10 protein-coding genes and 1 tRNA gene are annotated in these 11,970 nt (G+C 65.6%); 5 read left to right on the top strand and 6 right to left on the bottom strand.

All coding sequences use genetic code 11. The features are described from left to right. Window positions 1-478 precede the first annotated feature (478 nt). Window positions 479-554: transfer RNA gene (locus MGN01_RS01870), tRNA-Ala, on the bottom strand. A gap of 120 nt (window positions 555-674) precedes the next feature. Here MGN01_RS01870 and MGN01_RS01875 point away from each other — a divergent pair. Both MGN01_RS01875 and MGN01_RS01880 read left to right on the top strand, forming a co-directional pair. After that, window positions 675-965, top strand: coding sequence for a YggT family protein (locus tag MGN01_RS01875; RefSeq protein ID WP_147044901.1), 291 nt, complete (start codon window positions 675-677; stop codon window positions 963-965). A gap of 138 nt (window positions 966-1,103) precedes the next feature. Continuing rightward, window positions 1,104-2,150: a MaoC family dehydratase gene (locus MGN01_RS01880; protein WP_147044902.1), complete on the top strand. Its 1,047-nt coding sequence runs from the start codon at window positions 1,104-1,106 to the stop codon at window positions 2,148-2,150. Here MGN01_RS01880 and MGN01_RS01885 read toward each other — a convergent pair. Both MGN01_RS01885 and MGN01_RS01890 read right to left on the bottom strand, forming a co-directional pair. Continuing rightward, window positions 2,147-2,947 carry a TSUP family transporter gene (locus MGN01_RS01885; RefSeq protein ID WP_147044903.1) on the bottom strand — a complete coding sequence of 267 codons (801 nt, stop codon included), beginning with the start codon at window positions 2,945-2,947 and terminating at the stop codon, window positions 2,147-2,149. The genes MGN01_RS01880 and MGN01_RS01885 overlap by 4 nt on opposite strands. 169 nt (window positions 2,948-3,116) lie before the next feature. Beyond that, complete coding sequence (locus tag MGN01_RS01890; RefSeq protein ID WP_147044904.1) at window positions 3,117-3,689, bottom strand: L,D-transpeptidase; 573 nt, start codon at window positions 3,687-3,689, stop codon at window positions 3,117-3,119. A 961-nt stretch (window positions 3,690-4,650) separates the two neighbouring features. Here MGN01_RS01890 and MGN01_RS01895 point away from each other — a divergent pair. The 3 genes from MGN01_RS01895 (at window position 4,651) to MGN01_RS24480 (ending at window position 9,518) form a co-directional block, all read left to right on the top strand. After that, window positions 4,651-5,922, top strand: coding sequence for an efflux RND transporter periplasmic adaptor subunit (locus MGN01_RS01895; protein WP_373319208.1), 1,272 nt, complete (start codon window positions 4,651-4,653; stop codon window positions 5,920-5,922). Between the two features lie 15 nt (window positions 5,923-5,937). Beyond that, window positions 5,938-9,096, top strand: a complete 3,159-nt coding sequence (locus MGN01_RS01900) for a multidrug efflux RND transporter permease subunit (RefSeq protein ID WP_147044905.1) — start codon at window positions 5,938-5,940, stop codon at window positions 9,094-9,096. Window positions 9,097-9,281: 185 nt separating this feature from the next. Next, a complete protein-coding gene (locus MGN01_RS24480; protein ID WP_348529920.1) occupies window positions 9,282-9,518 on the top strand; it encodes a GIY-YIG nuclease family protein in 237 nt (78 codons plus the stop codon). A gap of 40 nt (window positions 9,519-9,558) precedes the next feature. Here the strand turns inward: MGN01_RS24480 and MGN01_RS01910 are convergent, their stop codons facing one another. The 3 genes from MGN01_RS01910 to gatC all read right to left on the bottom strand — a co-directional run bounded on the left by MGN01_RS01910 (window position 9,559) and on the right by gatC (window position 11,731). Continuing rightward, complete coding sequence (locus MGN01_RS01910; RefSeq protein WP_147045250.1) at window positions 9,559-9,825, bottom strand: hypothetical protein; 267 nt, start codon at window positions 9,823-9,825, stop codon at window positions 9,559-9,561. A gap of 50 nt (window positions 9,826-9,875) precedes the next feature. Then, entirely contained in the window at window positions 9,876-11,357 is a 1,482-nt protein-coding gene (gene gatA / locus MGN01_RS01915; protein ID WP_147044906.1) for an Asp-tRNA(Asn)/Glu-tRNA(Gln) amidotransferase subunit GatA, read from the bottom strand. 86 nt (window positions 11,358-11,443) lie between these two features. Beyond that, entirely contained in the window at window positions 11,444-11,731 is a 288-nt protein-coding gene (gene gatC / locus MGN01_RS01920) for an Asp-tRNA(Asn)/Glu-tRNA(Gln) amidotransferase subunit GatC (RefSeq protein ID WP_147044907.1), read from the bottom strand. Between the last annotated feature and the right edge of the window lie 239 nt (window positions 11,732-11,970).

The following is an 11,970-nucleotide window of genomic DNA, read 5'->3' on the forward strand; positions in this document are numbered from 1 at the left end:
CGACACCGGACGGGCGGCCTAGCGCAGCTGAATGTCCGCTACCGGGTGGCGCGCCAACTTCAGCTCATGGCGCAACTGCGACCCACAAGCTGTACTTCTTCGACGTCCGCTTCGGAGAAAATGCCAGGATCTGCTCAGCGGTCGAAATGGGTGCTCAGTAGCCGTGATCTGGCTCTCTCACCGCCTGGCATCGTGACAGAAACGCTTGGCGCTGCGGCCATGGTTTTAGCTGCGCCATTCGAGAGGCGCGCACGAACTGCGTCTCTCAGAATGACCGAACTTATCTCCAGCGGTCGCAATCACCGCTCGCGGAAAGCTGAACATTCTCAGCGAGAATGGCGGTCTTCAATGCTTGCAGAATCGGCGCGTTCTGTGGGCTGAAGCCCGCCGTGAGACCGCAGGCCCATTAGGCAAGCCGCCCGTCAGCTTCGAAATTGTGGACTAGGGAGTGAGCGAAGGCTGTTTCCGCCGGACTGCCTGGTGGAGCTGAGGGGATTCGAACCCCTGACCTCCGCAGTGCGATTGCGGCGCTCTCCCATCTGAGCTACAGCCCCGTCGAGGCGCCGGCCTTGTAGGCTTGGGCGCGTCGCACTGTCAATTGCCGCAAGGGCCCCCGGCCGCTCCTTTGGACGTGCCGCTGCGGGTGTGCGGGCGCGCGGATCAGCAAGCCCCGGATGAACGCTCTTCTCTGGCTCTTCAACACCATCATCCAGCTCTACATCTACATCCTGATCGCGAGCGCCGTGCTGAGCTGGCTCATTGCGTTCAACGTGGTGAACCTACGCTCGCCGGTGGTCTCGCAGATCGGGGAGTTCCTGTATCAGGTGACCGAGCCAGTCCTGCGTCCGATCCGCAACCTGCTGCCCAATCTCGGCGGCGTGGACGTATCGCCGGTCATCCTCATCCTATTGCTGCTCTTCGTGCAGAAGCTCGTGAGCGACCTTGTGATCCAGCTCGCCTACTAAGCCGGGGGAATTGGCGGGCGCGCCTTTCCCTCTGAGACATCGACCCCGGCGGGCGTTTCATGGCAACGCCCCGTTGCGGCGCATGCCTCCTCACCGCGCGCCGCGCGGACCTTATCCAGTCCTGGGACGACGATCAGCATGAAGACCAATCCTGGCCGCTTCTTCGAGGATTTCCGCCTGGGCGAGACGATCCGCCATGCGACCCCGCGGACCGTCACCACCGGTGACGTGGCGCTCTATACGGCGCTCTACGGCCCGCGTTTCGCGGTGCAATCCTCCGATGCCTTCGCCAAGGCAATCGGCTACCCCGCGAGCCCGCTCGACGATCTGCTGACTTTCCACGTCGTCTTCGGCAAGACCGTGCCTGACATCTCGCTGAACGCGCTGGCCAATCTCGGCTATGCCGAGGGCGGCTTCCACCGGCCGGTCTATCCTGGGGAAACGCTCTCCACCGTCTCCGAAGTGATCGGCCTCAAGGAGAGTTCGAACCGCCAGACCGGCGTGGTCTACGTCCGCTCGACCGGGTCGGACGCCGCCGGCAAGACCGTGTTGAGCTATTGCCGCTGGGTGCTGGTGAAGAAGCGCGATCCTGAGGCGAAGATCGCCGAGGAGCGCGTGCCCGATCTCGCCAAGGTGGTCGATCCGGCCGATCTCGCGCATTCGCTGCCGCCGCTCTCGGCCAAGGCCTACGATCTCGACCTGGCTGGCAGCCCCTACCGCTTCTCCGATTATGCGGCCGGCGAGCGCATCGACCACGTCGATGGCATGACCGTCGAGGAGGCCGAACACCAGATCGCTACGCGCTTGTTCCAGAACACCGCGAAGGTGCATTTCGACGCCCATGCCACGAAGGAGACGCGCTTCGGCCGTCGCCTGATCTATGGCGGCCATGTCATCTCACTCGCCCGCGCGCTGAGCTTCAACGGTCTCGCCAACGCCTTCGCGCTCGCCGGCATCAATGCCGGGCGCCACGTCGCGCCGCTCTTCGCGGGCGACACGGTCTATGCCTGGAGCGAGGTGCTGGAGACTGCCGAGCTTCTCGGCCGTACGGATATCGGCGCGCTGCGCCTGCGCACCGTCGCCACCAAGAACCAGATCTGCAGCAACTTTCCCGACCGCCAGGGCGACGGCTACGACCCGGCCGTGATCCTTGATCTCGACTACTGGGCTTACATCCCGCGCTAGAACCCCAACCCACCGAGAACGACGCGCCGCAAGGGGTTTTCCGGGTTGGCGAGCAGCCGCACGGCCATCGCGCAGGCGATGACGACGATGAGCGGGCGGATCAGGCGGGCGCCGAGCCTGACCGCCAGCGCCGATCCGGCTTGTGCCCCGATGAAGGCGCCCACGGCCATGGCGAGGCCGACAGGCCACACCACCGCACCCTGAGCCGCGAACAGCGCGAGGCCGCCAAGATTGCTCGCCGCATTGCACAGCTTGGTATGCGCCGTGGCGCGCACCACGCCCAGCCCGAGCAGAGTCACGAATCCGATCATGTAGAAGGAGCCGGCGCCCGGCCCGAACACTCCGTCGTAGAAGCCGACGGCGGGTGCCAGCGTCATGGCGAACAGCGTCGGCGTCATCCGAGCCGTCGCGTCTTCGTTGCTGATGCGGCGAGCAGTAGCGAAGTACAGAGCGATGGCGACCAGCAGGACCGGCACTGCCGCATCGAGAGCGCCGCGGGGCAGCAGGCTGACGCAGAGCGCGCCGACCACCGATGCCGCTCCGGCGGCGAGGGCAGCGGGTAGCGCTTCGGGCCATCGGATCAGATTGCGGCGCGCGAAGGCGACACTGGCCGACACGGAGCCGGCACTGCTCTGCAGCTTGTTCGTGGCGATGGCGCTGACCGGATCGAAGCCGGCGAGCAGCAGGGCCGGCAGCGTCAGCAGTCCCCCTCCCCCGGCAATGGCATCGAAGCAGCCCGCGACGACGGCAACTCCGAACAATCCGGCGAGCGTACCGGGATCGACACTGGCGATCATGCGTGGCGCACTATGGCTGGTAGGACGACGTGCACGCGATCAGACACTCCGGGCCGGGATGGCGAGAGCTTGCCTTAGCCTGTCGGGGGCTGCTGGTAAGCGAGGCCTCGTGTGTGGAGGCTCGCCGCAGTTCCCCGTGCGCCGTGCAACGGGCGCGGGTCGAGGTCCGTCAGTTACGGACGACCACCTTCGTGCCGACCCGAACGCGATCGTAGAGGTCGGTTACGTCCTTGTTGGTCATGCGGATGCAACCCGATGAGACGGCGGCGCCCATGGTCTCGGGTTCATTCGAGCCGTGGATGCGGTACAGCGACGAGCCGAGATACATCGCGCGCGCGCCGAGCGGATTGTCCTGGCCGCCGGCCATGTAGCGCGGCAGATCAGGGCGGCGCGCGAGCATCTGCTGCGGCGGACGCCAGTCCGGCCATTCCTTTTTCATGGTCACGGTCTTCACGCCCGACCACGAGAAGCCTGCCCGGCCGACGCCGACGCCATAACGGATCGCCTCGCCGCGCGGCAGGATGTAGTAGAGCCGGCGCTCGCTCGTTGATACGACGACGGTGCCCGGCTTCTCCTTGCCGCGCCAAGCAACGGTCTCGCGCGGTATGGCCTGAGTCTTGAAAACATTGATGAAGTCGGCGAGCGGCCCGCTATCGAGCGGGTTGGCGCGTGCCTCAGGCATCGAGCCCAGGCACAGCGCGGCGGCCAGAGCGGCCGGTGCGAGTGTGTGGCGGATGGTCATGCCGAGTTTGCTCCTCGTCGGTGCGCGTAGCCACCTTGAGACCACGCGCGAGTGCTTCAGCTTTGCCGGTCGAGTTGGGGCAGAAGGGAGGCATGCCTGTGCGCTTCAGGCAACAGCAGGGCAAAACCGCACGAGCGGGACAACCCGGATCGTGGAGGCTGGAGCTCTCTGACAGACCGAATGAAACGTGCCGACATGCGGCTCCGACTCCTTGCACAGCGTTGCCGAGACCGCGGCAGAACGCTTGGGTCCTTGTTCGATCGACGCTGACGAACGTGGGTCGGGCAGAATGTCGCAGAGGATTGCAAGGAAGCAGTGTCCTCCCCAGTCTCCCGCCTGTGACGGCTACGCTCATCTCGAAGCGGACAAGCCGGGCCGCCGGTTGTGCGCTGTTCGCCCTGCTTTGTCTCCTGACGACCGCCCTGTTCGCGCTGGCGGACGCCTCTGCGTCCACTGCCAGTGCTGGACCGGCTCTGCGTCCTGGAATCGCAACGGTCGCGAAGAGCGACCGGCATGCGCCGTCACCGATCGTCGATCGAGCTACCGACGCGGACAACCCGTTCGAGCATGGCCGTCTTCCGCGGACCGGTGACGGCGTCGCGATGGTCAGTCCGGTTTCGAGCAGGCGCCTTGCCTTGAGCGACGCCGGTTCAGCCTTCGCCGAAAGCACGTTGCCCGAACGACCGCCGCGCGGCTGATTTCGCGCCGCAATGGCGTGAGCTCTTGAACCTGGATCCTGAGCGTTGTCGTAGGATTGCCGAGATCGCTCGGTAACCTGCGGTATGGCTAGTGTCCGCATATGGCGCGCCCGCCTGTTTGGCCGGCTGACGCACAAGACTTGATAAGTTTTCGGCTTCGAGACGTCCGCGCTTCGCCCGGCGAAGCGCCCCGAACTGCCGACCAGCCGGAATCCAGGAGGCCAAGTGCCTCCGTCCGAACGTATCGCAGGAGCGAACCCATCGTGACGCCGTCTCGCCCGAGCCTTCGCCGCACGACCCGCAATGGCTGGACCCGAAGCGCCACGCTCGCCGTCAGCCTGGTGATGGTCGCCGTGTCGGCCTGCAACGACCAGAAGGCGACCGCACCCGTCCCGACGCCGCCGCCGGAAGTCAGCGTCATCAAAGTGAAGGCGCAGCCGATCCCCTATCTGCGCGACCTGCCGGGTCGTGTGGCACCCATGCGGATCGCTGAGGTGCGCTCGCGCGTCTCGGGTCTCGTCATCAAGCGCCTGTTCGAGCAGGGCAGCGCAGTCCGCGAAGGCGACATTCTCTACAAGATCGATCCCGCTCCCTACGAGGTCGAGCTCGCCAGCGCGGAAGCAGCGCTCGCCCGCACCGAAGCAGCTCTGGTGCTCGCGACCCAGCAGGCCGAGCGGTTGGAGACGCTGCTCGCCCGTAACACCGCGAGCCAGGCTCAGTACGATGCCGCCGATGCGGCTCGGAAGCAGGCTGCTGCCGAGGTCGCCGGCGCCAAGGCGACGCGTGATCGTGCCCGACTCAATCTGTCCTGGACCGACGTGCGTGCCCCGATCTCCGGCCGTATCGGACGCGCCCTGCTCACCGAGGGCACGTTGATCGAGCAGGGCTCGACCGGCGTGCTGGCAACGGTCCAGCAGCTCCATCCGATCTATGTCGACATCACCCAGTCGGTCGGTGAGCTGAACAAGCTGCGCCGCGACTTCGCCAGCGGCGAGCTCGACCGGCTCTCGCACGACGCCGCCAATGTCCACCTGATCATGGATGATGGCACGCTCTATGGCTCCGCCGGTCGGCTGCTGTTCTCGGACGTCACCGCCGATCCGAGCACCGGCCAGGTCACCCTGCGTGTGCAGATCCCGAACCCGCACGACGAACTCTTTCCGGGCATGTATGTCCGGGCGCGTATCAAGCAGGGGATCGACTCCGACGCCATCGCCGTGCCCCAGCAGGCTATCCAGCGTACCGACGAGGGCAAGCCGGAGGTCTGGCTGGTGAAGCCGGACGGCCGCGTGATGCTTCAGCCCGTAGAAGTTGGCCCGGTGGTCGATGGAAGTTGGGTCGTTCGCGAGGGGCTGGCACCCGGGCAGAACGTCGTCGTGGAAGGGTTCCAGAAGATCGCCGCTGGGATGGAGGTGAAGACCCGGCCCTGGAAGCTCGAGGCACCGGCCGAGGACAAGCCGCACGATGCCGACGCCTCGGACACGGACACTGCTTCGAGCGACATGCTGAAGCAGCCCGTCGCTCAAGCACGCTGAGGGCGCGAGAACGTCATGGCTCGCTTCTTCATCGACCGGCCAGTCTTCGCCTGGGTCGTCGCGCTCTTCATCATGCTGGGCGGCGCGCTCGCGATTCCGCAGTTGCCGGTAGCCCAGTACCCGATCATCGCACCGCCCGCGATCGCGCTCAACACGCAGTATCCCGGCGCCTCGGTGGAGAACCTCTACACGGGCACGACGCGCCTGATCGAAGACGAGCTGAACGGCGCGGCTAACATCCTCAGCTTTGAATCCGCCTCAGACGGCTTCGGCGTCATCGAGATCACTGCGAACTTCAAGCCTGGCACCGATCCCGGTTACGCGGGCGTCGAGGTGCAGAACCGGCTGAAGCGCGTCGAAGCGCGCTTGCCGGCGGAAGTGCGCCAGCAGGGCATCCTGGTCGAGGAAGCCTCGGCCGCCACGCTGAACATCATCACCCTTGTCTCGACCGACGGGAAGACCGACGAAGTTGGCCTTGGCGACTTCCTGATCCGCAACGTCATCAATGAGATTCGGCGCATCCCAGGCGTCGGGCGCGCCACGCTTTACTCGACTGAGCGGTCACTTCGCATCTGGATCGATGCGGACAAGCTGCGCGGCCTCTCGCTGAACGCCGCAGACGTCACCAAGGCGATCGGCCGCCAGAACGTTCAGATCGCCTCGGGCGCCGTCGGCGCGCAGCCGAGCCCCGAGAACCACGCGGTCAACTACCCGATCATCGTCAAGGGTCAGATGACCGAGCCGGATGCCTTCGGTGCCATCGTGCTCAGGGCCAATCCCGACGGCTCGAACGTGCGCCTGCGCGACGTCTCGCGCATCGAGCTCGGCGGCGACGACTACAAGTTCACGACACGCCTGAACGGTGGTCCCGCAGCCGGCATCTCGGTGACACTGGCGCCCGACGGCAACGCCATGGAGACCGCCAAGGCCATCCGGGCCAAAATGAACGAACTGTCTCAGTTCTTCCCGGATACGGTGAAGTGGGACATTCCCTACGACATCACCCCGGCGGTCGAGGCCTCGATTGAGAAGGTGCTGCACACGCTGGTCGAGGCAGTGGTGCTAGTCTTCATCGTGATGTTCCTGTTCCTTCAGAACATCAGATACACGCTGATCCCCACCATCGTCGTGCCGATCGCGCTGCTCGGCACATGCATGGTCATGCTGCTCGCCGGCTTCTCGGTGAACGTGCTGACCATGTTCGGCATGGTGCTCGCCATCGGCATCCTCGTCGACGATGCCATCGTCGTGGTCGAGAACGTCGAGCGCATTATGAACGAGGAGGGCCTTCCGCCGAAGGAGGCCACCAAGAAGGCCATGGGCCAGATCACCGGCGCGATCATCGGCATCACGCTGGTGTTGATCGCGGTGTTCATCCCGATGGCGTTCTTCCCCGGCTCGGTGGGCATCATCTACCGGCAGTTCTCGATCGCGATGGTCACCTCCATCGCCTTCTCGGCGCTGCTTGCCCTCTCGCTGACGCCAGCGCTCTGCGCGACGCTGTTAAAGCCCATCGAGAAGGGTCATGGCCACGCCAAGGGCGGCTTTTTCGGCTGGTTCAACCGCTTCGTCGATCGCGAGACCGCACGCTACGGCCGCGGCGTCGGCTGGTTCGTCAAGAAGTCCGGCCGGGTGATGATGATCTATGTCGCGCTGGTCGCGGGCGTCGGCTTCGCCTTCGTCCGGATGCCCGAGGGCTTCCTGCCGCTGGAGGATCAGGGCTTCTTCACGGTCGACATCCAGACGCCGCCGGGCTCGTCCTACAACCGCACCATCTCAGCGGTGAAGAAGGTCGAGGACCACCTGATGGCGCAGCCGGGCGTCGCCACGGTGACGATGATCAACGGCTTCTCGTTCTCGGGCCAGGGCCAGATGACGAGCCAGGCCTTCGTCACGCTCAAGCCTTGGGGAGAGCGCGACGCGAGCCAATCCGCCGCGAAGCTCGTGAAGGGCACCAACGACGCGTTGGCGAACTACCGCGACGCGGTGTTCGATGCGCAGGAACCCCCGCCGATCGACAACCTCGGCAACGCCGCCGGCTTCTCGTTCCGGCTGCAGGACCGCGCGCAGAAGGGCTACACGGCGCTGCTGGCCGCGCAGGAGCAGCTGCTCTCGCTCGCCAAGAAGAGCCCGGTTCTCACCAAGATGAAGATCGAGGGCCTTCCGCCCGCACCGCAGGCGGAACTCGTGATCGATCGCGAGAAGGCGGCCGCGCTCGGCGTGGCTTTCGAGGACATCAACGAGACGATCCAGGTCAATCTCGGCTCGGTCTACGTGAACGACTTCCCCAATCGCGGGAAGATGCAGCGCGTGATCGTCCAGTCCGACGATCTGCAGCGTCTCAATGCAGCCGACCTCCTGAACTACGCGGTGAAGAACGCGCAGGGCACCATGGTGCCAATGTCGTCCTTCGCTGACCTGAAATGGAGCGTCGGACCCGCGCAGATCGTCGGCTTCAACGGTTACCAATCGGTGCGCTTCACCGGCGAACCGGCACCCGGCTACACCTCGGGCGATACCATCAAGGAAATGGAGCGGCTGATGAGCTTCCTGCCGAAGGGTTTCGGCTACGCCTGGACGGGTCAGTCGCTGCAGGAGAAGGAGGCCGGTTCGCAGGCGACCTTGCTGCTCGCGCTCTCGGTGCTGATCGTCTTCCTTTGCCTCGCGGCGCTCTACGAGAGCTGGGCGATCCCGTTCTCGGTGCTTCTGGTGATCCCGCTCGGCGTGATCGGGTCGGTGGCCGCGGTCTACCTGCGTGGCATGCCGAACGACGTGTATTTCAAGATCGGGCTCATCACGATCATCGGTCTCTCGGCCAAGAACGCGATCCTGATCGTGGAATTCGCCCGTGACCTCTGGAGACCGGGCACCTCCATCATTGACGCGACGGTCACCGCAGCGCGCCTGCGCTTCCGCCCGATCGTGATGACTTCGCTGGCGTTCATCTTCGGTGTCGTGCCGCTCGCCGTCGCGACGGGCGCCGCCTCGAAGAGTCAGCAGGCAATCGGCACCGGCGTGATGGGCGGCATGATCTCGGCGACGGTGCTGGCGGTTTTCTTCGTGCCGGTGTTTTTCGTGGTCGTGATGCGGGTGTTCAGGCGGAAGGATGTGGCGGCGGGGGAAGACGCCAAGGATCAGACCCTACCCGCCGGGCATTCAGTGCCGGCAGAGTAGGATGGGATCGGCGTAGTGCATGCTTCGAGGCCCGCTTTCGCGGGCACTCAGCATGAGGAATGGGGTTAGGTTCCAAGGCGGTCGTGCCTGTGGAGCCAAGCCATGAACGCCTTCGGCTACATCCTGAAGTGCTCTGACGGTAGTTATGATGTCGGCTCTGCCTGCGGGCAGAGCCCGACAAGCGGATCGGCGAGCATCAGTCAGGCAAGTATCCCGGCCACACCGATCACCGGCGACCGGTCGAGTTGGTTCATGCCGACTGGTTCGAGCGGATCACGGATGCCATTGCAGCCGAGCGGCAGAACAAGGGCTGGAGCCGCGCGAAGGAGGCGCTGATTGCCGAAAACTGGGAAAGACTTCAGTTTCTGACCAAACGGCCCTCGGCTCAAAGAACTTCGCCCAACCCAACGACCTCACGCTGAAGTGCCCGCGCAGCGGGCCTCGAAGGGTCGTCCAGCAGGCTCAGGCGCCCCTGGAACGCGCCACCCGCCGCACCCCATACCCGACTAACGCCCAAACGAACGCCGCCACGATCCGTACCGGAAAGAAGGTCGGTCCGTCGTGGCTGATGGGTGCCGGCCAGGGGATGCCGATGGCCGTGACCGCCCACGAGAACAGCACTGCGACGGCAAAGCCCGCGATCGCCGCAACAATCAGCTTGCCGAACTGGTCCGCCTTCCAACCGAGAAAAGCCGAGACGCCGATCAGGCCCGGATCGAACGCCGCCATGATCCAGACGGCGAACGGATAGACCGGGACGCTGAGATGCTCGGCGGGGGTCACGCCCACCACGCCTTGGGCAGGCTCACGCGCCCGGCCGATTCCTCGATGACCTGGGAGGCGGCAAACAGCGTCTCTTCGTCGAAGGGTCGCCCGATGAGCTGAAGGCCCAGCGGCAGGCCCTGCGCGTCGAGACCGGCCGGCACCGAGATGCCGGGAAGCCCGGCCATGTTCACCGTCACCGTGAACACGTCGTTGAGGTACATCTCGACCGGGTCGGCGCTGGCCTTCTCGCCGATGCCGAAGGCAGCCGACGGGGTGGCCGGCGTCAGGATGGCATCGACGCCGGAAGCGTAGGCCTCTTCGAAGTCGCGCTTGATCAGCGTGCGGATGCGCTGGGCGCGCACGTAGTAGGCGTCGTAGTAGCCGGCCGAGAGCACGTAGGTGCCGATCATGATGCGACGCTTCACCTCGCGTCCGAAACCGGCAGCGCGGGTGTTCTCGTACATGCCGGCGATATCCTTGCCGGGAACGCGGAGGCCGTAGCGCACGCCGTCGTAGCGGGCCAAGTTCGAGGAGGCCTCGGCCGGGGCAACGATGTAATAGGCCGGCAGGGCGTATTTCGTGTGCGGCAGCGAGATCTCCTTGACCGTCGCGCCAGCCGCCTTGAGCCATTCCGCGCCCTGGTCCCAGAGCTTCAGGATCTCGGGTGACATGCCGTCGACCCGGTACTCCCGCGGGATGCCGATGGTCAGGCCCTTGACCCCGCGCGAGACGGCCGCCTCGAAGTTCGGGACGGGCAGGTCCACCGAGGTGGTATCGCGCGGGTCGTGTCCAGCCATAGAGCCGAGCAGGATCGCGCAGTCGCGCGTGGTGCGGGCGATCGGTCCGGCTTGATCGAGCGACGAAGCGTAGGCGACGATGCCCCATCGCGAGCAGCGGCCGTAGGTCGGCTTGATGCCGACCGTGCCGGTGAAGGCGGCCGGCTGGCGAATCGAGCCGCCGGTATCGGTGGCGGTTGCGCCGAGGCAGAGATGTGCGGCCACCGCCGCCGAGGAACCGCCGGAGGATCCGCCGGGGACGAGCTTGGCGTCGGAGCCGTTGCGCCGCCAGGGCGAGATCACGCTGCCATAGGCGCTGGTCTCGTTCGAGGAGCCCATGGCGAACTCATCGAGGTTGAGCTTGCCGAGCATTACGGCGCCGTCGCGCCAGAGCTGTGCCGAGACGTTCGACTCGTAGTGCGGCTCGAAGCCCTCGAGGATCTTGGAGCCTGCGGTGGTGTGGACGCCCTGCGTGCAGAACAGGTCCTTGATGCCGAGCGGCAGGCCTTCGAGAGGGCGAGCCTCGCCCTTGGCGATCTTCTCGTCGCTGACCTCGGCCATCTTCAGGGCGCGGTCGGGCGTCTCGACGAGATAGGCGTTGAGCACCCTCGCCTTCTCCAGCGCATCGATATGCGCCTGCGTGATCTCGCGCGCCGAGAAGCGCTTCGCGCTCAGCCCGTCGCGAGCCTCGGCCAGTGTGAGTTCGTTGAGTGCCGTCATTCCCGATCCAGCTGGTCCGCCCATTCCCGGGGCGCTCTCCTCGCCGTTGCAAGGAGGAAGAAAGGATGTTGCGCGCCGTGGTGCCGCTACTCGACGACCTTTGGCACGAGGAAGTAATTGTCCTCGGTCTCCGGCGCGTTCGCGACGATATCGGCTGCGCGTCCACCTTCGGTGACCGTGTCGACGCGCTTCTTCATAGTCATCGGGGTGACGGAGGTCATGGGCTGGACACCCTCCACGTCGACCTCGTTGAGCTGCTCGACGAAAGCGAGGATGGCGTTCAGCTCGCCCTGGAGCGGCGCCACGTCTTCATCCGCAACCGCGATCCGCGCCAGATGCGCGATGCGCCGCACCGTCTTTTCGTCGACCGACATCGCGTCCTTGCCGTGCCAAATCCAGTCGCGCGGCCGAGAGACCGCGGGTCGGCGCGGCTATAGCATCGGGTTTCGGAGACGAGCAACGCCGCGGGCGGTCGCTCGATCAAGCGGTTGGTCAAACGATCGCGTGCCCGACAGTCGCGGGCTGATCGACCGTGATTCCCGGCCGCTGATAGCGATCGGCATGACTGATGCCGAAGGCCAGAACCTCGATCGCGAGGGCCAGCATGAGCACG

This window comes from Methylobacterium gnaphalii, from assembly GCF_007992215.1.
Classification (GTDB): Bacteria; Pseudomonadota; Alphaproteobacteria; order Rhizobiales; family Beijerinckiaceae; genus Methylobacterium; species Methylobacterium gnaphalii.

Bases quoted from the DNA above. Each gene is read 5' to 3' on its own strand.
- MGN01_RS01875 (WP_147044901.1), top strand. From the start codon at position 675: ATGAACGCTCTTCTCTGGCTCTTCAACACCATCATCCAGCTCTACATC.
- gatC (WP_147044907.1), bottom strand. From the start codon at position 11,731: ATGTCGGTCGACGAAAAGACGGTGCGGCGCATCGCGCATCTGGCGCGG.
- MGN01_RS01910 (WP_147045250.1), bottom strand. From the start codon at position 9,825: ATGGCGGCGTTCGATCCGGGCCTGATCGGCGTCTCGGCTTTTCTCGGT.
- gatA (WP_147044906.1), bottom strand. From the start codon at position 11,357: ATGACGGCACTCAACGAACTCACACTGGCCGAGGCTCGCGACGGGCTG.
- MGN01_RS01890 (WP_147044904.1), bottom strand. From the start codon at position 3,689: ATGACCATCCGCCACACACTCGCACCGGCCGCTCTGGCCGCCGCGCTG.
- MGN01_RS01880 (WP_147044902.1), top strand. From the start codon at position 1,104: ATGAAGACCAATCCTGGCCGCTTCTTCGAGGATTTCCGCCTGGGCGAG.
- MGN01_RS01900 (WP_147044905.1), top strand. From the start codon at position 5,938: ATGGCTCGCTTCTTCATCGACCGGCCAGTCTTCGCCTGGGTCGTCGCG.
- MGN01_RS01885 (WP_147044903.1), bottom strand. From the start codon at position 2,947: ATGATCGCCAGTGTCGATCCCGGTACGCTCGCCGGATTGTTCGGAGTT.